We start from the raw sequence: 23,543 nt of genomic DNA on the forward strand, positions 1-23,543 counted from the left end.
GTCCTCACACTGGGCGGCCGTGGTCTATTTTTAAGATCAAGGCACTTTTTTGACCGAACGCTCTCGGATAAACATAGGCCAACCTGCCTATCGAGCGGAATAACCTTATACAAACATCGTGCATTGTACAGGTTTACCTGGCAGCGTAGGCTGCGTATAGCTAGGTTCGAAGAGGCCATCATGACAGTACCTATTGCCATCATCGGTGCCGGAATCGCCGGTTTGTCCGCCGCCCAGGCCCTGCAAAAGGCCGGACAGACCGTTCATTTGTTCGACAAGGGCCACGGCAGCGGCGGACGCATGGCCAGCAAGCGCAGCGATGCCGGCGCCCTGGACCTCGGTGCCCAGTACTTCACCGCCCGCGACCGGCGCTTTGTCGAACAGGTCCAGCAATGGGTGGCCAATGGCTGGGCTGCGCAGTGGAAACCGCAGCTGTACAACTACCGCGATGGCGAACTGACCCCCTCCCCCGACGAACAAACCCGATGGGTTGGCGTGCCGCGCATGAGCGCCATCACTCGCGGCCTGCTCAAGGATGTCACGGTGAACTTCGGCTGCCGCATCGCCGAGGTGTTCCGCGGCAAGCAATACTGGCACTTGCAGGACACCGAAGGCTGCAGCCATGGGCCGTTCAGCCAGGTGGTGATCGCCGTGCCGGCGCCCCAGGCCACCCCGTTGCTGGCCGCCGCACCCAAACTCGCGGCGGTTGCCGCCGGGGTGCAAATGGAGCCGACCTGGGCCGTTGCCCTGGGCTTCCAGACACCACTGGAAACCCCTATGCAGGGCTGCTTCGTGCAAGACAGCCCGCTCGACTGGCTGGCGCGCAACCGCAGTAAACCGGGCCGTGACGAGCACCTCGACACCTGGGTGCTACATGCCACCTCCAACTGGAGCAAACAGCATATCGACCTGCCCAAGGAAGAAGTGATCGAGCAGTTGTGGGGAGAATTTGCCGAACTGGTCGGCTGCGTCGTCCCCGCACCGACCTTTGCGCTTGCCCACCGCTGGTTGTACGCACGCCCTGCCGTCAATCATGAGTGGGGCACGCTGGCCGATGCCGACCTGGGCCTGTATGCCTGTGGCGACTGGTGCCTGTCCGGTCGGGTCGAAGGGGCGTGGCTCAGCGGCCAAGAAGCCGCTCGACGCCTGCTGGAGCATCTGGAATAATCGACAGCGAATTTATACAAAAAAATATTCTTGTATAAGTTTTCATCTGTGCTGGAATAGACTTGTACAAACCGTGCAGCCTGTACAAGTCATTCCGGAGACCGCGATGAACGCTTTCCCGCCCAGCGGCAAGCCACGTCTGGCCATCAGCGCCTGCCTGACTGGCCTGAACGTACGCTACAACGCCGGCCACAAAGCCTCCAGCCTCTGTCTTGAACTGCTCGACCAGCATTTCGACTGGGTCCCACTGTGCCCCGAGGTCGCCATTGGCCTGGGCACGCCCCGGGAACCCATTCGCCTGGTGGGCGATCCCGAGCACCCGGCTGTCACCGGTACGCGTAACAATGTCACCGATTTCGCCGGCCCGTTGCGTGCCTACGGCGCGCAGATGGCCGACGAACTCGACGATATCTGCGGCTACATCTTCATGCAAAAGTCACCGTCCTGTGGCCTTGAACGGGTCAAGGTCTACCAGGAGGACGGCCGCCCGGCCCACCAGAATGGCCGGGGCGCCTACGCCGCGGCATTCTGCGAGCGGCGCCCGGACCTGCCGGTCGAAGAGGAAGGCCGGCTGCACGATCCGGTGCTGCGGGAAAACTTCATCGCCCGCGTCTACGCCTACGCCGACTGGCGCCAACTGCTGCGCCAGGGCCTGAGTCGCGGCGCGCTGATCCGTTTCCATGCCCGCTACAAGTACCTGCTGATGGCGCACAATCCCCAGGCGTACCGCGGCCTTGGGCGCCTGCTCGGGAGCATGAGCCGCGACGATGATCCAGCGCAGCTCGGTCCGCGCTACTTCAGCCAGCTGATGCAGGCGCTACGCCGCTGCGCAAGCCGCGGCACCCACGGCAACGTGCTTCAGCACCTGAGCGGCTACCTGCGCAACGACCTCGGCCAGGCGGACAAGGCCGAGCTGCAACAGGTCATCGGCCAGTACCAGAAAGGCGTGGTGCCTTTGGTGGTGCCCTTGACCCTGCTCAAGCACCATCTGCGCCGTCATCCCGATCCCTACCTGCTGCAACAGGCCTACCTGCAACCCCATCCGGAAGACCTCGGACTGCGCAATGCCATCTGACCCCTTGCTGCCCATCGGCGAAGTGGCCCGCTTGACCGGCGTCAACCCAGTCACCCTGCGCGCCTGGGAACGCCGCTACGGCTTGATCACGCCGCAGCGCACGCCCAAGGGGCATCGTCTTTATCCCCAGGACCAGGTGCAGCGCGTCCAGGCCGTGCTGCGCTGGCTGGAGCGTGGCGCCGCGGTGAGCCAGGTGCGCGAACTGCTGGACAATGCCACGCACGCCACCGCGCCGATCCAGGGCGAATGGGGCGAGCGTATCGAACAGCTGATCAAGGCCATCGCCCGGCTTGCCCAGCGTCCGCTGGACCAGCTGATCAACCAGATGATCGCCCTCTACCCTGCTGTGACCGTCTGCGAGCGTCTGCTGCTACCGCTGCTTGAAGCCCTCGAACAGCGCTGGCAAACGCATTTCGACGCCCGGCTGGAACAAGTGTTCTTCCAAGGCTGGCTGCGCAGCAAGCTGGGGGCACGGGTCTATCACGACAGTCACTCGCTCGGTGGCCCCTGCGTACTGCTTGCCCGCACCGACGATGCACCTTTCGATCCGCAATTTTGGCTCTGCGCCTGGCTGCTGAGCAGCAACGGCTACGCTCTGGAGATCCTCGAGTGGTCAGTCGAGCCCCGCCAACTGCGCCAGGCCGTGGAGCAGTTGCGGCCGCAAGCGCTGCTGCTGCACCTCGGTCGCCGCCCCGACCTCGCCGCACTGGGCCGTGCGCTGCAGGACATCAACACGATGAAACTCCTGGGTGGCAACACAGTCACTCTCCATAAGGCGCAATTGCAGGCACTGTCGTTGACTGACCTACACCTGTTCGACAGCCCGCAAACCGCCTTGCGCCGTCTTCAGCAATCCCGACCTTGAGCCTTCCCCCCATGCAACTGATCTGGCTGCGCAGCGACCTGCGCATCGACGACAACACTGCCCTCGCGGCCGCCTGTCAACGTGGCCCGACCGTGGCCCTCTGGATTGCCAGCCCCGGCCAGTGGCAGGCCCACGACGATGCGCCGTGCAAGGTCGATTTCTGGCTGCGCAACCTGCGACTGCTACAACAGTCGCTGGCGGCACTGAACATTCCACTGCTGATTCGCACCTCCGACACCTGGGCAGATGTCCCTGAATGCGTGCTCGGTGTCTGCCGTCAGCACCGCATAGAGGCCGTGCACTGGAACGACGAATACGGCATCAACGAGGCACGGCGGGACCAAGCGACATATGAAGCGCTGCAGCAAGCCGGGATCAGCGCCACCGGCCACCTCGACCAGCTGCTGTTCAGACCCGGCAGCGTGCTGACCCGCACTGGCCAGTACTTCCAGGTATTCAGCCAGTTCAAGCGAGTCTGCCTGGAGCACCTGCACCGCAGCCTCCCGCCGCTGGTTCAATCGGTACAGGCCCAGCAGTCCCTCGGTATTCATGGCGACGCCATCCCGCTGCAGATCGAAGGCTTCGAGCCCCCTTCCGATACCCTGCGCCAGCACTGGCCTGCAGGCGAGGATGAAGGCAGGCGGCGGCTACAGCGCTTCGTCGACGAAACCATCGACGACTACGCCCAACTGCGCGACCTGCCTGCCAAGGCAGGCACCAGCCAGTTGTCCCCCTATCTCGCCGCTGGCGTGCTCTCGCCGCGCCAGTGCCTACACGCGGCACTGGCGAGCAACAGGGGCGAATTCGACAGCGGCAGCGTCGGCGTGCAGACCTGGGTCAACGAGCTGCTGTGGCGCGAGTTCTACAAGCACACCCTGGTGGGCTACCCCCGAGTCTCCCGGCACCGCGCCTTCCGCCCGCAGACAGAAGCATTGCCCTGGCGCGACGCACCCGCCGACCTGCAGGCCTGGAAAGAGGGCCGAACCGGCTTCCCCCTGATCGATGCCGCCATGCGCCAGCTGCTGCACACTGGCTGGATGCACAACCGCTTGCGCATGATCGTCGCCATGTTCCTCAGCAAGAACCTGCTGATCGACTGGCGGCAGGGCGAACGGCATTTCATGCGTCACCTGATAGACGGGGACCTGGCCGCCAACAACGGTGGCTGGCAGTGGAGCGCCTCGACGGGGACCGATGCGGTGCCCTATTTCCGAATCTTCAACCCCGTTACCCAATCGCAGCGTTTCGACCCCAAGGGAACCTTCATCCGTCATTGGTTGCCTGAGCTGGAAGAAAAAGATGATCGATCGATCCATCAACCGGTGAAATCTACGGATCTATTTGCTACTAATTATTACCTGAGCCCGATAGTCGATCTCGATAGCAGTCGCCAAAGAGCACTGGAGGCCTTCAAAGGCTTGTCCAACTGGCAGGATCAGAGGGCATAACGCATGACACGTCGTTTCTGGGTCACAGGAGCCAGCCACGGAGTTGGGCTGGCGTTGGTGGGACAGTTGCTCGCATCGGGGCATCAGGTTGCCGCCAGTGGCAGGGATAGCCAGGAACTGGACACACTGGGCCAACAGCACGGCGCACGCCTGCTGCGCCTTCCCGCCCCCTTGCCGGAAGCGAGCCAACGGCTTCTGGCGAAATGGGGCGCACTCGACAGCCTGATCATCAACGCCGGCACCTGCGACTACCTGCCAGATGCTGTAGCGGATGGGGAGGTGTTCGAGCAGATCATCAGCAGCAACCTGCTGGCCACGCAGCAGTGCCTGGCCGGCGCCCTGCCACTGCTGGCCAAGGGCGAGAAACCACAGGTCATGGCCATCCTCAGTCGCTACTCGGCGTTGCAGCTGTTCGAGCCGAACCAGCCGCTCAGTGGCGGCAACAGCCTGCCGAAGTGGTTGAGCGAGCAACGCAACTCCTTGCACGCGCTGGGCATCGACCTGACCGTGGTGGCGCCTCAATCGCTGAAAAACCCGGTGAGCTCGGTGCAGGCCATTCCGGAGCCCTGGACGGCGCAAAGCGCGGCGCAGGAGTTGCTGGCACGCCTGGATCAGCGCCAACCCGAGCTGGTACTGGAGGTGCTCAACCCAGGCGAACTCTGGCCACTGCCGAAGAGCAGCTGACTGCAGGCTTCAAGGCAGGAAGCGCTGCACGCTGCCGGATTGGTTCCACAACAGCGGCAGGACTTTCTGCAGGTTGCCTGGCTCGCCACTGCTCCAGAACGCCGTCGGCTGCGCCGGCCCGTCGCCGAGCAGCCCGCGAGCATCCAGCAGACGTTGCAGTTGGCGCGCCACGGCAGCGCCGGTGTCGATGATCGCCACATCCGCCGGCACCATCTCGGCCAGCATGGGCCGTAGGAACGGATAGTGGGTGCAACCCAGGATCAGGGTGTCGCAGCCGGCCGCCAGCAACGGTTTCACATAACCCGACAGCAACTGGCGCAGTTGCTCGCTGACCAGGTCCCCCGCCTCAATACGCTCGACCAGCCCAGGGCAAGGTTGGGTGATTACCCGCACGTCATTGGCGAAGCGGTCGAGCAAGGCAGCGAACTTGGCGCTTTGCAGGGTACCGGTGGTGGCCAGCACGCCGACCACGCCGGAACGGGTTGCCGCGGCCGCCGGCTTGACCGCCGGCTCCATCCCCACCAACGGCCAGTCCGGGTAAAGCTCGCGCAGGTCGGCCACCGCCGCCACCGTAGCCGTGTTGCAGGCCAGGACCAGCGCCTTGGCGCCCTGCTCATGGAAAAAACCGGCGATTAGTCGCAGGCGCTGGCGAATGTAGTCCGGCGACTTCTCGCCATAGGGCACATGGCCGCTGTCGGCCAGATAGAGCAACGACTCGTTGGGCAGCAGGCGCTGGATCTCGGCCAGCACCGACAAACCGCCAACGCCGGAGTCCATCACGCCCACCGGCGCCGAACGCTCAGCCATGGCGATTGCCACACACGGCACAGGCGGGGTCGCGCTTGACCCGCAATTCGCGCATGCGGGTGCTCAGGGCGTCGATCAGCAGCAGGCGGCCGATCAGCGGCTCGCCGAAACCGGCCAGCAACTTCAGCGCTTCCAGTGCCTGCAGGCTGCCGACCAGCCCCACCAGCGGGCCGATTACCCCGGCCTCGCTGCAGGTCAGCTCGGCCTCGCTGCCATGGCCATACAGGCAGTGATAGCAGGGGCTGGTGTCGCGGCGGGTGTCGAACACCGACAACTGGCCCTCAAGGCGGATCGCCGCGCCGCTGACCAACGGTTTGCCCGCAACCACGCAGGCAGCATTGACCGCCTCGCGGGTGCCGAAGTTGTCGGAGCAGTCGAGCACCACATCGACCGCCGCCACTGCGGCGGCCAGCGAATCCTCATCCAGTGCCCGACGATGGGCGACCAGGCTGATCTCCGGGTTGATCGCCTGCAAACGCCTGATGGCCGAATCGACCTTGCTCATGCCGACGCTGTCGCTGTCGTGGATCACCTGGCGTTGCAGGTTGGTCAGGTCGACGGTGTCGAAATCGGCCAGATGCAGCCCGCCGACACCTGCCGCGGCAAGGTACAGCGCCACCGGCGAGCCCAGCCCGCCGAGGCCGATGACCAGGGCCTTGCCGTGTTTCAGGCGCAACTGCCCATCGATATCCACCTGCGACAGCAGGATCTGCCGGCTGTAGCGCAACAGCTCCTGGTCGCTCAGCATGACAGGCGCCCCAGACTGATACGTTCGTGGCCGCCCAGGTCGACACGGCTGGCGACATCGATGAAGCCCGCCGCTGCCAACAGGTCGCGTACAGCAGGCGCCTGGTCATAGCCGTGCTCGAGCAGCAGCCAACCACCGGGCTGCAGGTGTGCCGGGGCCTGGGCGACGATCACCCGCAGGTCGTCCAGCCCGTCTTCGCCGGCCACCAGGGCACTGCTGGGCTCGAAGCGCACGTCACCAGCCACCAGGTGCGGATCGGCGGCGCGGATATAGGGCGGGTTGCTGAGAATCATGTCGAAACGCTCACCCACAAGGGCATCGAACCAGTGGCTGGCGCGCACCTGGACATTGCCCAGGCCCAGGCGCTCGCGGTTGCGCTCGGCCAAGGCCACGGCCTCGTCGATGCGGTCCACCGCCGTGACCTGCCACGCCGGGCACTCACTGGCCAGGGCCAGGGCGATGGCCCCGGTGCCGGTGCCCAGGTCGAGGACCCGGGCAGGCGTGGGCGGCACGAGTTCGAGGGCGGTTTCCACCAGCAGCTCGGTGTCCGGACGCGGAATCAGCGTGTGTGGCGCGACTTCCAGATCCAGTTTCCAGAACCCCTGCTGGCCGAGGATATAGGCCACCGGCTCACCGGCGCGACGCCGCTCGAGGTAGTCGGCGAACACCTGCGCCGCCTCGCTGCTGACGATGCGCTCGGGCCAGGTGTGCAGGAAGCTGCGCGACTTGCCCAGGGCCGCGGCCAGGAGCAACTCGGCGTCCAGCCGCTCGGTCGGCGAGTCCGGCAACTGCGCGTTACGCAGCAGGCTGGCGATGATGGTCATTCAATCCCCCAGGGCGGCCAGCTGATCGGCCTGGTATTCGGCCAGCAACGGCTCGATCACGGCCTCCACGCCACCGGCGAGGATATCGTCCAGGGAGTAGAGCGTAAGGTTGATACGGTGGTCGGTGACCCGGCCCTGTGGATAGTTGTAGGTGCGGATGCGCTCGGAGCGGTCACCCGAACCCACCAGCAGCTTGCGCTCGCTGGCGATGGCGTTCTGCGCGGCGCTGGTCTGCATGTCGTTCAGCTTGGCCGACAGCCAGGACATGGCGCGGGCACGGTTCTTGTGCTGCGAACGCTCTTCCTGGCACTCGACCACGATGCCGGTGGGCAAGTGGGTGATGCGGATCGCCGAGTCGGTCTTGTTGACGTGCTGGCCGCCGGCGCCGGAGGCGCGATAGGTGTCCACGCGCAGGTCAGCCGGGTTGATCTCGATCGCCACCTGCTCATCTGGTTCGGGCAGCACCGCCACGGTGCAGGCGGAGGTATGGATGCGGCCCTGCGATTCGGTTTCCGGGACTCGCTGCACACGGTGCGCGCCGGACTCGAACTTGAGCTTGCCGTAGACGCTGTCGCCTTCGACCCGGGCGATGATCTCCTTGTAGCCGCCGTGCTCGCCCTCGTTCTCGGAGAGGATCTCCAGGCGCCAGCCGCGTTTCTCGGCGTAGCGCGAGTACATGCGGAACAGGTCGCCGGAGAAGATCGCCGCCTCGTCGCCGCCGGTGCCGGCGCGGATCTCGAGGAACACGTTGCGCCCGTCGTTGGGGTCCTTGGGCAGCAGCATGCGCTGTAGTTGCGACTCCAGGCCCACCAGTTGCTCTTTCGCCTCCCGCACTTCTTCGACCGCCATCTCGCGCAGGTCGGGGTCGGCGTCCTTGAGCAGCGCCTGAGCGCCTTCGAGGTCGTCCTGGACCTTGCGCCAGCCTTGATAGCAGGCGATCACCGGCTCGACTTCGGCGTACTCGCGGGAGTAGGCGCGAAAACGCGTCTGGTCGGAAATGACTTCGGCGTCACCGAGCAGCGCGGTGAGTTCCTCGAAGCGATCCTGGAGCGTGTCCAGTTTGTTCAGCAGCGACGCTTTCATTGCGGGGATTTGTCCGTCGAGCCCTCGTGGAGGGCGAAGAGTTCCTGGGCCATGGCCAGCGCATCGAGGCGGCCTTCGGCGGAGAGCTTTTTCAGTTGCACGCTGGGGGCGTGCAGGAGCTTGTTGGTCAGGCCCCGGGCCAGCTGCATGAGCACGTCCTCGGGGTTGCCGCCGTTGCCGAGCAGGCGCAGGGCCTTTTGCAGTTCTTCGTCGCGCAGGCGCTCGCTCTGCTGGCGGTAGGCCTTGAGCACATCCACCGCCGCCAGCTCGCGCAGGCGCACCATGAAGTCGTCGGCACCGGCCGAGACCAGCTCTTCGGCGGCCTGGGCCGCGCCCTGGCGGCTCTTGAGGTTTTCCGCGACGACTTCGTGCAGGTCGTCGACGGTATAGAGGTAGACGTCGTCCAACTCGCCCACCTGCGGCTCGATGTCACGCGGCACGGCGATGTCGACCATGAAGATCGGCTTGTGCCGGCGCTGCTTCAGCGCGCTCTCCACCGCGCCCTTGCCGAGAATCGGCAACTGGCTGGCGGTGGAACTGATGACGATGTCGCTGTTGGCCAGTTCCTGCGGGATATCCGATAGCAGCACGGCATGGGCGCCGAACTGCTCGGCGAGAATGCTGGCGCGCTCGAGGGTGCGGTTGGCCACGACGATGCGACGCACGCCCTGCTCGTGCAGGTGACGGGCGACCAGGGTGATGGTCTCACCGGCGCCGATCAGCAGCGCCTGGCTGCGGCCCAGGTCGGAGAAGATCTGCTTGGCCAGACTGACCGCGGCGAACGCCACCGAGACCGGGTTTTCGCCGATGGCGGTGTCGGTGCGCACCTGCTTGGCGGCGCTGAAGGTGGCCTGGAACAGGCGCCCCAGCAGCGGCCCGACGGTGCCGGCCTCGCGGGCCACGGCGTAGGCTGACTTCATCTGGCCGAGGATCTGCGGTTCGCCGAGTACCAGCGAATCGAGGCCGGAGGCCACGCGCATCATGTGCCGAACCGCATCGTGCTCTTCATGGACGTAGGCGCTGGCACGCAGTTCGTCGAGGCTCAGCTGGTGGTAGTCGGCCAGCCATTGCAGCACGGTGTCGGCGGCGAGGTGGTCCTGCTCTATATAGAGTTCGCTGCGGTTGCAGGTGGACAGGATCGCCGCCTCGCGGCTGGCGGTCAGTCGGCAGAGCTGCTGCAGGGCGTCGACCAGCTGCTCGGGCGTAAACGCCACGCGCTCGCGTACGTCTACCGAGGCAGTCTTATGGTTGATACCAAGTGCAAGAAAGGCCATGCAAGGTCGCTGGTTGGGACGTGAAGCCGATAATTGTCCTACTTCGCAGGTTTTAGAACAACCACCGTTCGCTATTGTGGCGATGCGGCGTGCCTATCGCTCCACACCGCCACCCATCCCTGCCGTTGCCGTTGCCGATCTGGAGTCTAGCGCCATACCCAGCTAGCGACAGCTGCGCCAGTCCAGGCGCCGCCCGTACTTTCGCGACTTCAGGAGGCCGAACGCAGGCCTAGCGAAGGGAGGTGACGGGCATGGATGCCCATCAAGCGCTGCGCAAGAACTCCGCTCGGCCTCCTGAAGTCGCAATTGGCGTTGCCTGAACTACCGCGCGCTCAGAAGCAAAAACAAGGGCAAGGGCAAGGGCAAGGGCAAGGGCAGGATGCCTTGGGCTGGTTGCGAACCACCGCCCCGGCGCATTGTCCCTATACTCCGAAGCACCGCTTCACACCACGACCTTCGCAGGTGGGTTTGCCATCGCGCTTGTGTCATCATGCTCCGACCGCCGGTTTAGCCTCTTTAATAAGCCTCTATGAACAAATCCTACGCATTGCTGCTTGCCCTCGCCCTGCTTCAAGGCTGCCAGAGCCTGGCCCCGAAGACGGACGCCCAGTCGCCCGCCACCGATGCCGGCAAGAGCGCGGAAAAGCCCGTGGTGTATGGATCGTTCAAGCAAGACACCCTGTACAGCCTGCTGGTGGCTGAGCTGGCCGGCCAGCGCAACCGCTTCGACATCGCCCTGGCCAACTACGTCGACCAGGCCGAAAAGACCCAGGACCCGGCCGTCTCCGAGCGTGCCTATCGCATCGCCGAATACCTCGGCGCCGACGAACCGGCCCTGGACTCCGCGCTAATCTGGGCCCGCAACGATCCGCAGAATCTCGACGCCCAGCGCGCCGCGGCCATCCAGCTGGCCCGCGCCGGACGCTACGACGAATCCATGACCTACATGGAAAAGGTACTGCAGGGCCAGGGCGACACCCATTTCGACTTCCTCGCCCTGGCGGCGGCCGAGACCGACCAGAACACCCGTGATGGCCTGATGCAGAGCTTCGACCGCCTGCTGGTGAAATACCCCGACAACGGCCAGCTGGTGTTCGGCAAGGCCCTGCTGCTCAATCAGGACGACAAGCCGCAACAAGCCCTCGACCTGCTCGAAGCCCACCCGCCGCAGAACGGCGAGATCGCCCCGGTGCTGCTGCGCGCCCGCCTGCTGCAGGCCCTGGACCGTGGCCCAGAGGCCCTGCCGCTGCTGCGTGGGGCGATCCGCGACAACCCCGAGGACAAGCGCCTGCGCCTGACCTACGCCCGCACCCTGGTCGAGCAGGACCGCATCGACGACGCCAAGGCCGAGTTCGAGAGCCTGCTGCAGCAGTACCCCGAAGACGACGAGATCCGCTACTCGATGGCCCTGGTATGCCTGGAGACCAAGCACTGGGACGAAGCCGAGGGTTACCTGCAGGAACTGGTCGAACGTGACGCCAACGTCGACGCCGCCCACCTCAACCTGGGCCGCATCCGCGAAGAACGCAGCCAGCCGGCAGCCGCCCTGCGCGAATACGCCCTGGTCGGCCCCGGCCCGGACTACCTGCCAGCGCAACTGCGCCAGGCCGATATCCTCATCGCCAACGGTCGCAGCGCCGAAGCCTCGCGGATACTCGCCGAAGCCCGCGAAGCCCAGCCGGACTACGCCATCCAGCTGTACCTGATCGAAGCCGAAAGCCTGGGCAACAACGGCAAGGAGGCCCAGGCCGGACAAGTGCTGGAGCAAGCGATCAAGCGCTACCCGGACGACCTCAACCTGCTCTACACCCGCGCCATGCTCGCCGAGAAGCGCAACGACCTGGCGCAGATGGAGAAAGACCTGCGCGCCATCCTGGCCCGCGAGCCAGAAAACGCCATGGCCCTCAACGCCCTGGGCTACACCCTGGCCGACCGCACCACCCGCTACAGCGAGGCCAAGGCGCTGATCGACAAGGCGCACCAGCTCACCCCAGACGACCCCGCGGTGCTCGACAGCCTGGGCTGGGTGGCCTATCGCATGGGCAACCTCGAGGAAGCCGAACGCCAGCTGCGCCTGGCCTTCGAGCGCTTCCCCGACCACGAAGTCGCCGCCCACCTGGGCGAAGTCATCTGGGCCAACGGCAAGCGCCGCGAAGCCCGCCAAGTCTGGGCCAAGGGCTTCGAAGCCCAGGCCGACAGCCCCATCCTGCGCAAGACCTTGCTGCGCCTGACCGGATCCGAGAGCCTTTAAACCATGTTCCTGCGTCATTGCATCACCTTCACCCTTATCGCCCTGCTCGCCGGTTGCGCCGGCTTCGGCAGCAAGGAAGCCGTACAGGGCCAGGGCAACCCGCAGCTGTGGCGCGAGCACAAACAGCAGCTCGGCAGCCTCGACGGCTGGCAGATCAATGGCAAGGTCGGCATCCGCGCCCCGCGCGACTCCGGCAGCGGCACGCTGTTCTGGCTGCAACGCCAGGACTACTACGACATCCGCCTGGCCGGCCCCTTGGGCCGCGGCGCGGCGCGCCTGACCGGGCGCCCCGGAGGCGTTGTGCTGGAAGTGGCCAACCAGGGCCGCTACGAGGCCGCCAACCCCGAGGCGCTGCTGGAGGAACAACTGGGCTGGCGCCTGCCGGTATCGCACCTGGTCTGGTGGGTACGCGGCCTGCCCGCCCCGGACAGCAAGAGCCAGCTGACTCTCGACGGCGACAGCCGCCTGGCCAGCCTTCACCAGGATGGCTGGCAGGTCGAGTACCTGAGCTATGTGGAGCAGAACGGCTACTGGCTGCCCGAGCGCCTCAAGCTGCACGGCGAGAACATCGACGTGACCCTGGTGGTCAAGGACTGGCAGCCACGCCAGCTGGGGCATTGAACCTATGAACAAGCTGACCCTGCCCGCCCCGGCCAAGCTCAACCTCTGGCTGCACATCACCGGCCGCCGCGCCGACGGCTACCACGAGCTGGAAACCGTGTTCCAGTTCCTCGAGCACGGCGACGAGCTGAGCTTCGCCCTGCGCGAGGACGGCCAGATCCGCCTGCAGACTGAAATGGAAGGAGTGCCCCACGACAGCAACCTGATCGTCCGCGCCGCGCGCCTGCTGCAGGCACAGTCCGGCACGCCGCTCGGCGCTGACATCTGGCTACACAAGGTGTTGCCCATGGGCGGCGGCATCGGTGGCGGCAGCTCGGACGCTGCTACCACCCTGCTGGCGCTCGCGCACCTGTGGCAGCTGGACTGGGACGAAGACCGCCTGGCCAGCCTGGGCCTGTCGCTCGGCGCCGATGTGCCGGTGTTTGTCCGGGGCCACGCGGCCTTCGCCCAGGGTGTTGGCGAGCAACTGACCCCGGTCGACCCCGAGGAACCCTGGTATGTCGTGCTGGTGCCGCAAGTGTCTGTCAGCACAGCGGAAATTTTTTCGCATCCGGAGTTGACACGTGATTCCCTCCCCCTTAAGATGCGCCCCGTTCCCGAGGGAAACAGTCGAAATGACTGCCAACCGGTAGTAGAGCAACGGTATCCTGAAGTTCGCAATGCGCTGATTTCACTGGGTAAATTCACCGAAGCACGAATGACCGGCACTGGAAGTTGTGTGTTTGGGGCCTTCCCAAGCAAAGCCGAAGCTGATAAAGTTCTGGCCCTTCTTTCAGAGACCCAAACAGGGTTTGTGGCGAAAGGAAGCAATGTTTCGATGTTGCATCGCAAGCTGCAAGTTCTGATCAAGAAGTCGAGTTCATAAGAATTCGCAGCAACAGATACAGGGGCGTCGCCAAGCGGTAAGGCAGCAGGTTTTGATCCTGCCATGCGTTGGTTCGAATCCAGCCGCCCCTGCCATTTCTTATACTCATCCAGGTTACCCTCAGCCTTCAGGTACTGCGCGTGTCCAAGATGATGGTCTTCACGGGGAATGCCAACCCCGATCTGGCTCGGCGTGTTGTACGTCAGCTGCATATTCCACTGGGTGATGTTTCTGTCGGTAAATTCTCCGATGGCGAAATCAGTGCTGAAATCAATGAAAATGTCCGCGGTAAAGACGTCTTCATCATTCAGCCCACCTGTGCTCCAACCAACGACAATCTGATGGAACTGGTCGTGATGGCAGATGCCTTCCGCCGCTCCTCAGCGTCGCGAATCACCGCCGTGATTCCCTACTTCGGATACGCCCGCCAGGACCGCCGTCCGCGTTCGGCACGTGTAGCCATCAGCGCCAAAGTCGTCGCTGACATGCTCACTGTCGTGGGTATCGACCGTGTACTCACCGTCGACCTGCACGCTGACCAGATCCAGGGTTTCTTCGATATCCCCGTCGACAACATCTACGGCTCGCCCGTACTGGTCGACGACATCGAAGACCAGCGTTTCGAGAACCTGATGATCGTTTCCCCGGACATCGGTGGTGTGGTGCGTGCTCGCGCCGTCGCCAAGTCCCTGGGTGTCGATCTCGGGATCATCGACAAGCGCCGCGAAAAGGCTAACCACTCCGAGGTGATGCACATCATCGGCGACGTCGAAGGACGCACGTGCATCCTGGTAGACGACATGGTCGACACCGCCGGCACCCTGTGCCATGCGGCCAAGGCCCTGAAAGAACACGGTGCCGCCAAGGTCTACGCCTACTGCACGCACCCTGTCCTGTCGGGCCGCGCGATCGAGAACATCGAGAAGTCGGTACTGGACGAGCTGGTGGTGACCAACACCGTGCCGCTGTCCGCCGCTGCTCAAGCCTGTGACCGTATCCGCCAGCTGGATATCGCACCGGTTGTTGCTGAAGCGGTACGCCGCATCAGCAACGAAGAATCGATCAGCGCGATGTTCCGCTAAGCGGATCACTCGCTGACGAAAAGCGCCCCGCCCCAACACTGGTTGTTGGGGCGGGGCTTTTTTGCCATCCCCGTCTGGCGCTGGTCGCAAACGCCTTTCGGGAGGCTAATTTGGAGAAACAAAATGACTGACTTCATCCTGAACGCCCAAGCGCGTACTGACCTGGGGAAAGGTGCGAGCCGCCGCCTGCGTCACTCCGCCAGCATCCCTGCCGTTGTCTACGGTGGCAATAAAGAAGCCCAATCCCTGACCATCGTGGCCAAGGAAATTGCCAAGCTGTTCGAAAACGAAGCTGCCTTCAGCCACGTGATCGAACTGAACGTCGACGGCGCCAAGCAGAACGTCGTGGTCAAGGCCATGCAGCGTCACCCGGCCAAAGGCTTCATCATGCACGCCGACTTCGTTCGCGTCGTTGCTGGCCAGAAGCTGACCGCCAAGGTTCCAGTTCACTTCGTCGGTGAAGAAGCCCCGATCAAGAAAGGCGGCGAGATCTCGCACGTCGTTTCCGAGATCGAAGTGTCCTGCGAAGCCAAGGATCTGCCTGAGTTCATCGAAGTCGACCTGTCCAAGGCCGAAGTCGGCACCATCATCCACCTGTCGGACCTGAAAGCTCCGAAAGGCGTAGAGTTCGTTGCTCTGGCCCACGGTGATGACAAAGCTGTTGCCAACGTCCACGCCCCGCGCGTTGCCGCTGAAGCTGCTGAAGGCGCTGCCGAGTAATCCACTCGCACGCCGGCGTTGATCGGGTTACAGTGCCGCGCGCACCGTAACCCACCAACTCCAAGGAAGAGCCCCTGACGTGACCGCCATCCAGTTGATCGTCGGCCTGGGTAACCCCGGCCCCGAATACGAACAGACCCGGCATAACGCAGGGGCTCTTTTCGTTGAACGCCTCGCCAGCGCCCAGCGCGTTTCGCTGTCCGCTGACAAAAAGTATTTCGGCCTGACGGCTAAGTTCAGCCATCAGGGCAACGATGTTCGCCTGTTGATCCCCACCACCTACATGAACCGTAGCGGCCAGTCCGTGGCGGCTCTGGCCAATTTCTTCCGCATCAAGCCGGAAGCGATCCTGGTGGCCCACGACGAACTCGACCTGCCTCCCGGCGTCGCCAAGCTCAAGAGAGGCGGCGGCCACGGTGGGCACAACGGCCTGCGCGACATCATCGCGCAGCTCGGCAACCAGAACGACTTCCACCGCCTGCGGCTCGGCATCGGCCACCCGGGCGACGCCAAACTGGTCTCCAACTTCGTCCTGGGCCGGGCGCCACGCGCCGAGCAGGAGAAGCTCGACGCCAGCATCGATTTTGCCCTCGGCGTGATGCCCGACGTGCTGGCCGGCGACTTCGCCAAGGCCATGCGCGAACTGCACAGCCAGAAGGCCTGACACTTTACGAAAGGGGAATTCCCATGGGTTTCAATTGCGGCATCGTCGGCCTGCCCAACGTCGGCAAGTCCACCCTGTTCAACGCCCTGACCAAGTCCGGCATCGCGGCGGAGAACTTCCCCTTCTGCACCATCGAGCCGAACAGCGGCATCGTGCCGATGCCCGACGCGCGCCTCAACGCGCTGGCCGAGATCGTCAAGCCGAACCGCATCCTGCCGACCACCATGGAGTTCGTCGACATCGCCGGCCTGGTCGCCGGTGCCTCCAAGGGTGAAGGCCTGGGCAACAAGTTCCTCGCCAACATCCGCGAGACCGACGCTATCGCCCACGTGGTGCGCTGCTTCGAAGACGAGAACGTGATCCACGTCTCCAACAGCGTCGACCCCAAGCGCGACATCGAGATCATCGACCTCGAACTGATCTTCGCCGACCTCGACAGCTGCGAGAAGCAACTGCAGAAGGTCGCCCGCAACGCCAAGGGCGGCGACAAGGAAGCTCTGGCTCAGAAGGCCATCCTCGAGCAGCTCATCCCCCACTTCACCGAAGGCAAGCCTGCGCGCAGCCTGATGAAGAACATGAGCGCCGAAGACAAGGCGGTGATCCGCGGCTTCCACCTGCTGACCAGCAAGCCGGTCATGTACATCGCCAACGTCGCCGAAGACGGCTTCGACAACAACCCGCACCTGGATGTGGTCAAGGCCATTGCCGAGGAAGAAGGCGCGGTGGTGGTGCCGGTGTGCAACAAGATCGAAGCCGAGATCGCCGAGCTGGACGACGGTGAAGAGAAAGACATGTTCCTCGAGGCCCTGGGCCTGGAAGAGCCTGGCCTGAACCGCGTGATCCGCGCCGGTTACGAGTTGCTCAACCTGCAGACCTACTTCACCGCAGGCGTGCAGGAAGTGCGTGCCTGGACCGTACGCGTGGGCGCTACCGCCCCACAGGCGGCCGGCGTGATCCACACCGACTTCGAGAAAGGCTTCATCCGTGCCGAAGTGGTGGCCTACGACGACTTCATCCAGTTCAAGGGTGAGGGCGGCGCCAAGGAAGCCGGCAAATGGCGCCTTGAAGGCAAGGACTACATCGTCAAGGACGGTGACGTGATGCACTTCCGCTTCAACGTCTGATGCACCGCTCCTGAAAAAACCCGCTTCGGCGGGTTTTTTTCGCCTGCTGGGCGGAAAAGTTGAGTGTCCTCACGACTGACTGCCAGCAGACTTGGATTTAACCCACCGCGCAAGCAGCCCAGGCTGGACGCTTTTCCGTGAACAGGCCTACTCCATGACGCAGCAGACCCAACGCCCCAAGGCAGTCCCCACCGTGCAGGTGAATACCGACGAAGTGATCGTCACCGAATGGCGCTTCGCCCCCGGCGCCGAGACCGGCCAGCATCGCCACGGCCTCGATTACGTGGTGGTACCGATGACCGACGGCACCTTGTTGCTGGAAACCCCGGAGGGTGACAAACACGCCCCCCTGGTGGCAGGCCAGAGCTACTTCCGCAAAGCCGGCGTGGAACACAACGTGGTCAATGCCAGCGATCACGAGATCGTGTTCATCGAGACCGAGTTGAAATAACATGGCCTCACGCAGGCCGCTCCTACACCTGCGTGAACCGGGATAACCGAAGCACTGCCTCGAAACCCGATGGACCTGACCACTGCCGGTCAACCGTCGGGACAAATGGGTCCGGACCTTGGCCGGCCCGTTTATCGGAGGCAACACATGAGCCCGCGTATCTGGCTGCTGGCCCTGGCGACATTCGCCACGGGCATGGCGGAAAACATCACGGTCGGCATCCTGCCGGCCCTGGCCGATGGCCTGGACGTTCCGCTCGGCGTGGCCGGGCAACTGACCACCGTCTTCTCCCTGAGCTTCGCCCTCGTCGCGCCCTTCTCTCCCCTGCTCACCACACGCTTGCCGTTGCGTGGCCTGCTGTGCGCCACGTTGGCTTTGTTCGCCCTGTGCAACCTGCTCGCGGCCTGGGCGCCCGGTTACACCGCGCTGTTGATCGCCCGTATCGGCATGGCCACAACCAGCGCGCTGACCTGCCTGACGTGCACACTGATGGCCACGCGCATGGCGCCCGAAGCCCTGCGCGGGCGCGCCATCGGGGTGATCTTCATGGGTATCTGCAGCTCGCTGATACTGGGTGTGCCGGCCGGCATGCTGCTGTGCGACGCCCTGGGCTGGCGCGGCGTGTTCCTCGGCCTTAGTGCCTTGACGGTAGCGGTGCTGCTGATGGCCTGGCGCGGGCTGCCGACGCTGCAGAGCACCGAACGCATCGCCCTGGCCAGCTACGTGCGCCACCTGCGCGATAGCCGCCTCACGGCCGCGCAGGGGGTATCGCTGTTGATGATCGCCGGGCACTTCACTGTGTTCGCCTACCTCGCGCCTTACGCCCAGCAGGTCGCCCATGTACCGCCGCAATGGCTGGCAGCGGTGTTCGCGGCATTCGGCATTGCCGGTGTCTCGGGCGGCTATGTCGGTGGCTGGATGGCCGATCGGTTGGGTGTGGCCAAGGCAATCCTGCTGGCGCCTCTGTTGTACCTCGCCAGCCTGCTGATGCTACCGCTTAGCGCGGGCACGCCGTGGCTGTTCCTGCCGGCGATGATGCTCTGGGGCGGGCTGAGCTGGACCACCTCGCCAGTGGTGCAGAGCTACCTGGCCAGGCGCGGCGAGGATACCTTCCCGGCGGGCATGAGCCTGAACATGTCGGCCATGCACCTAGGCGTCGGATTGGGCTCGGCCATCGGTGGCGTGGTGATCACAGGCTCGGCACTGGAAGCCACGCCTTGGGCCGGGGCATTATTGACCGCTCTGGCAGCGGGGTTGGCGATCTGGTCCGCGACACCTGCGAATGGCATATTGAAACTGGCGCGGTAATCGCTCACCGCACCAGTGAAAGCGCTACTTGGCCAACTTGCTGTAGCTGGTCATCAGGTTGCGATAATCGGGGATGTGGTTGGAGAACAGCGTGCCCAGCCCCTCGATGTCATTGCGCCAATCGCGGTGCAGCTCGCATGCCACGCCGAACCAGGTCATCAGTTGCGCGCCCGCGGCCTCCATGCGCCGCCAGGCCGAGTCGCGGGTCAACTCGTTGAAGGTGCCGGAGGCGTCGGTGACGACGAATACATCGAAACCCTCCTCCAGCGCCGACAGCGCCGGGAAGGCCACGCAAACCTCGGTGACCACCCCGGCGATGATCAGTTGCTTCTTGCCGGTGGCCTTCACCGCCTTGACGAAGTCTTCGTTGTCCCAGGCATTGATGTTGCCGGGGCGGGCAATGTAGGGCGCGTCGGGGAATTGCTCCTTGAGCTCGGGCACCAGAGGGCCGTTGGGGCCGGTTTCGAAACTGGTGGTGAGGATGGTGGGCAGCTTGAAATACCTGGCGAGGTCGGAAAGCGCCAGCACGTTGTTCTTGAAGCGGTCGGGGTCGATATCGCGCACCAGCGACAGCAGGCCGGTCTGGTGGTCGACCAGCAGTACTGCGGCGTTGTTCTTGTCCAGGCGGTTGTAGTGGAAAGCCATGGCTGAACTCCTTGCTTCAAAGGTAGGGAGTTTCAGCGTAGGCAAACATGGCGTGCAGGGCCGACCGTCAGTCGCTTGAACTTCATTGAACCAAACGTGTTCCGTGGAGCTGGCTGTAGGAGCGGCTTCAGCCGCGATCATCCGCGAAACGGATGCCAGGCTCCGTGGTGTCCGCATCGCGGCTGAAGCCGCTCCTACGGAGGGTTCTCGCCAGCCATTGGTTCACGATTTCCTGAACTGATTATTTGCCCACAGCGATTTTTCCCACCGCCCACCGCCACCAGAATCGCTTCACCAACAATCACAATAAACCGTGAGGCCACTCCCGTGGACCAGACACTCCAGGTACGGCAGGCCGCCGCCGACCTCGTCGCCGCCTTCGCCAGCAACGATACCGCCCGCTACTTCGCCTGCTTCAGCGAAGATGCCACCTTTCTCTTCCACACCGTGCCGCAACCGCTGCTGTCACGCCGCGCCTATGAAGATCTCTGGGCCAGCTGGCAGGCGGACGGATTCGTCGTGCTCGGTTGCGAGTCGAGCAACGCGCAGGTGAGCCTGCAGGGCGACGTGGCGGTCTTCATGCACGATGTGGCTACGCGCCTGCGCGTCGCCGGCGAAACCTTAGACCTGAACGAGCGCGAGACCATCGTCTTTCGGCTGCACGGCGAACGCTGGCTGGCCTGTCACGAACACTTGTCGGTCATCTCGCCGGCCTGATTCCCTTTCAAGCGGCCCTGCCGCACTGCCATCGCACCCACAACAAGGCCGCCCGACGGCCGACAACATTCGCGCTGGAGCATCACCATGAGCCACTCGACCGGTATCGAGACCAATGGCGTCGAACAGATCCCCGACGATCAACGCGACGCCTCCCCGCTGGACCTGTTCCGCCTGATCTTCGGCGGCGCCAACACCTTCGCCACCGCCGTGCTGGGCAGCTTCCCCGTGCTGTTCGGGCTGTCGTTCCAGGCCGGCGTCTGGGCGATTTTGCTCGGCGTCGGCGTGGGCGCGTTGATCCTTGCGCCGATGGGCCTGTTCGGCGCGCTCAACGGCACCAACAACGCGGTATCGTCCGGCGCCCACTTCGGCGTGCACGGGCGTATCGTCGGCTCGTTCCTGTCGCTGCTGACCGCCGTGGCGTTCTTCTCGCTGTCGGTGTGGAGCTCGGGCGATGCCCTGGTCGGCGGCGCCAAGCGCCTGGTCGGCCTGCCGGAAACCGACCTGACCCTGGGCCTGGCCTACGGCCTGTTCGCGGTGCTGGTGCTGGTGGTGTGCATCTTTGGTTTTCGTTTCATGCTTTGGGTCAACAAGATCGCGGTGTGGGCCTCGAGCCTGCTGTTCCTGCTGGGCATCTTCGCCTTCGCCGGGCCCTTCGACGCGGGCTACGCCGGCAGCGTCAACCTCGGCCAGGCCGGTTTCTGGGCGGCGTTCGTCGGCGCGGCGATCCTGGCCATGAGCAACCCGGTGTCGTTCGGCGCCTTCCTTGGCGACTGGTCGCGCTATATCCCGCGCGAGACCGCCAAGTCGCGCATCATGCTGGCAGTGATCCTCGCCCAGGCCGCCACGCTGATTCCGTTCCTGTTCGGCCTGTGCACCGCCACCCTGGTGGCCAGCCAGGCACCGGACTACATCGCCGCCAACAACTACGTCGGCGGCCTGCTGGCGATCTCGCCGGGCTGGTTCTTCCTGCCGGTGTGCCTGATCGCGGTGATCGGCGGCATGTCCACCGGCACCACGGCGCTGTACGGCACCGGCCTGGACATGTCCAGCGTGTTCCCGCGCCTGCTCAGCCGCGCCGCCGCCACCCTGCTGATCGGCGTGCTGGCCATCGGTTTCATCTTCGTCGGCCGTTTCACCTTCAACCTGGTGCAGAGCGTGTCGACCTTCGCCGTGCTGATCATCACCTGCACAAGCCCCTGGATGGTGATCATGATCCTCGGCCTGATCACCCGCCGCGGCTTCTACCACGCCGACGACCTGCAGGTGTTCACCCGCGGCCAGCAGGGCGGCCACTACTGGTTCGACCACGGCTGGAACTGGCGCGGCATGGGCGCGTGGATCCCCAGCGCTGTGGTCGGCCTGTGCTTCGTCAACCTGCCGGGGCAGTTCGTCGGCCCGCTGGGCGAGCTGGCCGGCGGCATCGACCTGAGCCTGCCGGTGACCCTCGGCATCGCCGCCGTGCTGTACCTGATCCTGCTCAACCTGTTCCCTGAACCCGCTGGCGTGTATGGCCCACAAGGCCCGCGCTGGGTGCGCTGCAAAAGCACACCCGTAAAGCCTGTGACCACCGCCGAAATGGCCTGACCGGAATCCGACCATGACCACACCTCACTATATCGACGGCCGCTGGGTCGAAGGCCTGGGCAGCGACTGCATCGTTGTCCACAACCCGTCCGACGGCCAGCCGTTCAGCGAACTGATGGCCGCCAGCAGCGCCCAGGTCGACCAGGCCGTGGCCGCCGCGCGTCGTGCCCTGGCGTCATGGAAAACGGTCAGCGCCGCCGAGCGCGCCACCTACCTGCGCGGCTTCGCCGAACAGTTGGGCCAGCGCCGCGACGAGCTGATTGCCCTGCAGATGCGCAACAACGGCAAGCCGCGCCACGAGGCCGAGATCGACCTGGACGACGCCATCGCCACCTTCGCCTACTACGCAGACCTCGCCGAGCAACTGCCGGCGAAGAACCGTGACGTGCCCCTGGCCGCGCCCGGCTTCAGCGCCCGCACCCGCCTGGAGCCGGTGGGCGTGGTCGGCCTGATCGTGCCGTGGAACTTCCCGCTGGTGACCAGCGCCTGGAAGCTCGCCCCGGCCCTGGCGGCCGGCTGCACCGTGGTGCTCAAGCCTTCCGAAGTCACCCCGCTGATCGAGCAGGCCTACGGCCAGATCGCCGAGGTGCTGGGCCTGCCGGCCGGCGTGCTGAACATCGTGGGCGGCAAGGCCGAGACCGGCGCCGCCCTGAGCGGCCACAACGGCCTGGACAAGCTGTCGTTCACCGGCAGCAACGGCGTCGGCAGCCAGGTGATGCGCGCCGCCGCGGCCCAGTGTCGGCCGGTGACGCTGGAGCTGGGCGGCAAGTCGGCCATCGTGGTGTTCGACGATTGCGATGTCGACCAGGCGGTGGAGTGGATCGTCGCCGGCATCACCTGGAACGCCGGGCAGATGTGCTCGGCCACCTCGCGCCTGCTGGTGCAGGACGGCATCGCCGATGCCCTGCTGCCGCGCTTGCAGGCGGCGCTGGAGGCATTGCGCGTGGGCAACCCGCTGGCGGAAGAAGTGGACATGGGGCCGCTGACCAGCCAGGCGCAGTGGCTCAAGATCGCCGGCTATTTCGCCACCGCCCGCGAAGAGGGCCTGACGTGCCTGGCCGGCGGCAAGGCGCTGGACCGTGACGGCTGGTTCGTCAGCCCGACGCTGTACGTGGACGTACCAGTGAGCAGCCGCCTGTGGAGCGAGGAGATCTTCGGCCCGGTGCTCTGCGCACGACGCTTCGGCACCGAGGCCGAGGCCATCGCCCAGGCCAACGACAGCCGCTTCGGGCTAGTGGCCACTGTCTGCTCCGCCGACCTGGAACGCGCCGAGCGCGTGGCCGATGCGCTGGAGGTCGGACATGTATGGATCAATTCGGTGCAGGCGGTGTTCGTCGAGACCTCGTGGGGCGGGACCAAGGGCAGTGGGATTGGGCGAGAGCTTGGGCCTTGGGGGCTTTCGGGGTATCAGTCGGTGAAGCATGTGACGCGGTGTTTGGGGTGAGTAGCTGAGCCCTTTCACAGGGCGCGTGAGGCTGGCAGGTGTTCGACGGCAGCCTTGCAGCGCCTGCGAGATCGAGCGCCGCCCGCGCG

At 64.8% G+C, this 23,543-nt stretch carries 23 protein-coding genes and 1 tRNA gene; 18 read left to right on the forward strand and 6 right to left on the reverse strand.

Annotation, left to right across the window (positions count from 1 at the left end; genetic code table 11):
* The first annotated feature begins 180 nt into the window (after positions 1–180).
* From K5H97_RS24945 to K5H97_RS24965, 5 genes are all read left to right on the forward strand, one after another.
* On the forward strand, positions 181–1,167 hold the full coding sequence (locus tag K5H97_RS24945; protein WP_028691136.1) for an NAD(P)/FAD-dependent oxidoreductase: 987 nt from the start codon (positions 181–183) through the stop codon (positions 1,165–1,167).
* A 106-nt stretch (positions 1,168–1,273) separates the two neighbouring features.
* Positions 1,274–2,242 carry a DUF523 and DUF1722 domain-containing protein gene (locus tag K5H97_RS24950; RefSeq protein ID WP_028691137.1) on the forward strand — a complete coding sequence of 323 codons (969 nt, stop codon included), beginning with the start codon at positions 1,274–1,276 and terminating at the stop codon, positions 2,240–2,242.
* The gene (locus tag K5H97_RS24955; protein WP_028691138.1) at positions 2,232–3,107 is read left to right on the forward strand and encodes a MerR family transcriptional regulator; all 876 of its coding nucleotides are present in this window, start codon (positions 2,232–2,234) and stop codon (positions 3,105–3,107) included. Before K5H97_RS24950 ends, K5H97_RS24955 begins: the two co-directional genes overlap by 11 nt.
* An 11-nt stretch (positions 3,108–3,118) precedes the next feature.
* Entirely contained in the window at positions 3,119–4,555 is a 1,437-nt protein-coding gene (gene phrB / locus K5H97_RS24960) for a deoxyribodipyrimidine photo-lyase (protein ID WP_028691139.1), read from the forward strand.
* Between the two features lie 3 nt (positions 4,556–4,558).
* The gene (locus K5H97_RS24965; RefSeq protein WP_028691140.1) at positions 4,559–5,239 is read left to right on the forward strand and encodes an SDR family NAD(P)-dependent oxidoreductase; all 681 of its coding nucleotides are present in this window, start codon (positions 4,559–4,561) and stop codon (positions 5,237–5,239) included.
* Between the two features lie 9 nt (positions 5,240–5,248).
* Here the strand turns inward: K5H97_RS24965 and murI are convergent, their stop codons facing one another.
* Genes murI through hemA form a run of 5 tightly spaced genes read right to left on the reverse strand, consistent with a single transcriptional unit; the run spans position 5,249 to position 9,975 of the window.
* Positions 5,249–6,046 carry a glutamate racemase gene (gene murI, locus K5H97_RS24970; RefSeq protein ID WP_028691141.1) on the reverse strand — a complete coding sequence of 266 codons (798 nt, stop codon included), beginning with the start codon at positions 6,044–6,046 and terminating at the stop codon, positions 5,249–5,251.
* A complete protein-coding gene (locus tag K5H97_RS24975; protein ID WP_028691142.1) occupies positions 6,039–6,794 on the reverse strand; it encodes a molybdopterin-synthase adenylyltransferase MoeB in 756 nt (251 codons plus the stop codon). The genes murI and K5H97_RS24975 overlap by 8 nt, the downstream gene beginning before the upstream one ends.
* Entirely contained in the window at positions 6,788–7,618 is an 831-nt protein-coding gene (gene prmC / locus K5H97_RS24980; protein ID WP_028691143.1) for a peptide chain release factor N(5)-glutamine methyltransferase, read from the reverse strand. The genes K5H97_RS24975 and prmC overlap by 7 nt, the downstream gene beginning before the upstream one ends.
* On the reverse strand, positions 7,619–8,701 hold the full coding sequence (prfA, locus tag K5H97_RS24985) for a peptide chain release factor 1 (RefSeq protein ID WP_028691144.1): 1,083 nt from the start codon (positions 8,699–8,701) through the stop codon (positions 7,619–7,621).
* A complete protein-coding gene (hemA, locus tag K5H97_RS24990) occupies positions 8,698–9,975 on the reverse strand; it encodes a glutamyl-tRNA reductase (RefSeq protein ID WP_028691145.1) in 1,278 nt (425 codons plus the stop codon). Before hemA ends, prfA begins: the two co-directional genes overlap by 4 nt.
* Before the next feature lie 529 nt (positions 9,976–10,504).
* On the opposite strand from hemA, the gene K5H97_RS24995 reads away from it, so the two are divergent.
* The 10 genes from K5H97_RS24995 to K5H97_RS25040 all read left to right on the forward strand — a co-directional run bounded on the left by K5H97_RS24995 (position 10,505) and on the right by K5H97_RS25040 (position 19,061).
* Positions 10,505–12,226, forward strand: coding sequence for a tetratricopeptide repeat protein (locus K5H97_RS24995; RefSeq protein ID WP_028691146.1), 1,722 nt, complete (start codon positions 10,505–10,507; stop codon positions 12,224–12,226).
* Between the two features lie 3 nt (positions 12,227–12,229).
* A complete protein-coding gene (gene lolB, locus K5H97_RS25000) occupies positions 12,230–12,847 on the forward strand; it encodes a lipoprotein insertase outer membrane protein LolB (RefSeq protein ID WP_028691147.1) in 618 nt (205 codons plus the stop codon).
* A 4-nt stretch (positions 12,848–12,851) separates the two neighbouring features.
* The gene (gene ispE / locus K5H97_RS25005) at positions 12,852–13,712 is read left to right on the forward strand and encodes a 4-(cytidine 5'-diphospho)-2-C-methyl-D-erythritol kinase (protein ID WP_028691148.1); all 861 of its coding nucleotides are present in this window, start codon (positions 12,852–12,854) and stop codon (positions 13,710–13,712) included.
* Between the two features lie 20 nt (positions 13,713–13,732).
* A tRNA-Gln gene (locus K5H97_RS25010) sits at positions 13,733–13,807 on the forward strand.
* A gap of 45 nt (positions 13,808–13,852) precedes the next feature.
* Positions 13,853–14,794 (forward strand): ribose-phosphate pyrophosphokinase, encoded by a 942-nt coding sequence (locus K5H97_RS25015; protein WP_016391678.1) that lies wholly within the window; start codon positions 13,853–13,855, stop codon positions 14,792–14,794.
* Positions 14,795–14,917: 123 nt separating this feature from the next.
* Complete coding sequence (locus K5H97_RS25020; protein ID WP_028691149.1) at positions 14,918–15,514, forward strand: 50S ribosomal protein L25/general stress protein Ctc; 597 nt, start codon at positions 14,918–14,920, stop codon at positions 15,512–15,514.
* A gap of 79 nt (positions 15,515–15,593) precedes the next feature.
* Positions 15,594–16,178 (forward strand): aminoacyl-tRNA hydrolase, encoded by a 585-nt coding sequence (pth, locus tag K5H97_RS25025; RefSeq protein WP_023629555.1) that lies wholly within the window; start codon positions 15,594–15,596, stop codon positions 16,176–16,178.
* A gap of 23 nt (positions 16,179–16,201) precedes the next feature.
* Entirely contained in the window at positions 16,202–17,302 is a 1,101-nt protein-coding gene (gene ychF, locus K5H97_RS25030) for a redox-regulated ATPase YchF (protein ID WP_028691150.1), read from the forward strand.
* 154 nt (positions 17,303–17,456) lie between these two features.
* Positions 17,457–17,753 carry a cupin domain-containing protein gene (locus tag K5H97_RS25035; protein ID WP_028691151.1) on the forward strand — a complete coding sequence of 99 codons (297 nt, stop codon included), beginning with the start codon at positions 17,457–17,459 and terminating at the stop codon, positions 17,751–17,753.
* A 147-nt stretch (positions 17,754–17,900) separates the two neighbouring features.
* A complete protein-coding gene (locus K5H97_RS25040) occupies positions 17,901–19,061 on the forward strand; it encodes an MFS transporter (protein ID WP_028691152.1) in 1,161 nt (386 codons plus the stop codon).
* Positions 19,062–19,085: 24 nt separating this feature from the next.
* On the opposite strand, the gene ycaC is transcribed toward K5H97_RS25040, so the two are convergent.
* The gene (gene ycaC, locus K5H97_RS25045; protein ID WP_028691153.1) at positions 19,086–19,706 is read right to left on the reverse strand and encodes an isochorismate family cysteine hydrolase YcaC; all 621 of its coding nucleotides are present in this window, start codon (positions 19,704–19,706) and stop codon (positions 19,086–19,088) included.
* 327 nt (positions 19,707–20,033) lie between these two features.
* Here ycaC and K5H97_RS25050 point away from each other — a divergent pair, with 327 nt between their 5' ends.
* From K5H97_RS25050 to K5H97_RS25060, 3 genes are all read left to right on the forward strand, one after another.
* Positions 20,034–20,423 carry a YybH family protein gene (locus K5H97_RS25050; RefSeq protein ID WP_028691154.1) on the forward strand — a complete coding sequence of 130 codons (390 nt, stop codon included), beginning with the start codon at positions 20,034–20,036 and terminating at the stop codon, positions 20,421–20,423.
* 87 nt (positions 20,424–20,510) lie between these two features.
* A complete protein-coding gene (locus tag K5H97_RS25055) occupies positions 20,511–22,010 on the forward strand; it encodes a purine-cytosine permease family protein (RefSeq protein ID WP_028691155.1) in 1,500 nt (499 codons plus the stop codon).
* A gap of 13 nt (positions 22,011–22,023) precedes the next feature.
* Positions 22,024–23,454 carry an aldehyde dehydrogenase family protein gene (locus K5H97_RS25060; RefSeq protein ID WP_028691156.1) on the forward strand — a complete coding sequence of 477 codons (1,431 nt, stop codon included), beginning with the start codon at positions 22,024–22,026 and terminating at the stop codon, positions 23,452–23,454.
* The last annotated feature ends 89 nt before the right edge of the window (positions 23,455–23,543 follow it).

The organism is Pseudomonas mosselii (assembly GCF_019823065.1).
Taxonomy (GTDB): Bacteria; Pseudomonadota; Gammaproteobacteria; order Pseudomonadales; family Pseudomonadaceae; genus Aquipseudomonas; species Aquipseudomonas mosselii.

What these genes read in the sequence shown, in the direction of transcription:
- K5H97_RS24945 (WP_028691136.1), top strand. Translation starts at nt 181, where the DNA reads ATGACAGTACCTATTGCCATCATCGGTGCCGGAATCGCCGGTTTGTCC.
- K5H97_RS24950 (WP_028691137.1), top strand. Translation starts at nt 1,274, where the DNA reads ATGAACGCTTTCCCGCCCAGCGGCAAGCCACGTCTGGCCATCAGCGCC.
- K5H97_RS24955 (WP_028691138.1), top strand. Translation starts at nt 2,232, where the DNA reads ATGCCATCTGACCCCTTGCTGCCCATCGGCGAAGTGGCCCGCTTGACC.
- phrB (WP_028691139.1), top strand. Translation starts at nt 3,119, where the DNA reads ATGCAACTGATCTGGCTGCGCAGCGACCTGCGCATCGACGACAACACT.
- K5H97_RS24965 (WP_028691140.1), top strand. Translation starts at nt 4,559, where the DNA reads ATGACACGTCGTTTCTGGGTCACAGGAGCCAGCCACGGAGTTGGGCTG.
- murI (WP_028691141.1), bottom strand. Translation starts at nt 6,046, where the DNA reads ATGGCTGAGCGTTCGGCGCCGGTGGGCGTGATGGACTCCGGCGTTGGC.
- K5H97_RS24975 (WP_028691142.1), bottom strand. Translation starts at nt 6,794, where the DNA reads ATGCTGAGCGACCAGGAGCTGTTGCGCTACAGCCGGCAGATCCTGCTG.
- prmC (WP_028691143.1), bottom strand. Translation starts at nt 7,618, where the DNA reads ATGACCATCATCGCCAGCCTGCTGCGTAACGCGCAGTTGCCGGACTCG.
- prfA (WP_028691144.1), bottom strand. Translation starts at nt 8,701, where the DNA reads ATGAAAGCGTCGCTGCTGAACAAACTGGACACGCTCCAGGATCGCTTC.
- hemA (WP_028691145.1), bottom strand. Translation starts at nt 9,975, where the DNA reads ATGGCCTTTCTTGCACTTGGTATCAACCATAAGACTGCCTCGGTAGAC.
- K5H97_RS24995 (WP_028691146.1), top strand. Translation starts at nt 10,505, where the DNA reads ATGAACAAATCCTACGCATTGCTGCTTGCCCTCGCCCTGCTTCAAGGC.
- lolB (WP_028691147.1), top strand. Translation starts at nt 12,230, where the DNA reads ATGTTCCTGCGTCATTGCATCACCTTCACCCTTATCGCCCTGCTCGCC.
- ispE (WP_028691148.1), top strand. Translation starts at nt 12,852, where the DNA reads ATGAACAAGCTGACCCTGCCCGCCCCGGCCAAGCTCAACCTCTGGCTG.
- K5H97_RS25020 (WP_028691149.1), top strand. Translation starts at nt 14,918, where the DNA reads ATGACTGACTTCATCCTGAACGCCCAAGCGCGTACTGACCTGGGGAAA.
- ychF (WP_028691150.1), top strand. Translation starts at nt 16,202, where the DNA reads ATGGGTTTCAATTGCGGCATCGTCGGCCTGCCCAACGTCGGCAAGTCC.
- K5H97_RS25035 (WP_028691151.1), top strand. Translation starts at nt 17,457, where the DNA reads ATGACGCAGCAGACCCAACGCCCCAAGGCAGTCCCCACCGTGCAGGTG.
- K5H97_RS25040 (WP_028691152.1), top strand. Translation starts at nt 17,901, where the DNA reads ATGAGCCCGCGTATCTGGCTGCTGGCCCTGGCGACATTCGCCACGGGC.
- ycaC (WP_028691153.1), bottom strand. Translation starts at nt 19,706, where the DNA reads ATGGCTTTCCACTACAACCGCCTGGACAAGAACAACGCCGCAGTACTG.
- K5H97_RS25055 (WP_028691155.1), top strand. Translation starts at nt 20,511, where the DNA reads ATGAGCCACTCGACCGGTATCGAGACCAATGGCGTCGAACAGATCCCC.
- K5H97_RS25060 (WP_028691156.1), top strand. Translation starts at nt 22,024, where the DNA reads ATGACCACACCTCACTATATCGACGGCCGCTGGGTCGAAGGCCTGGGC.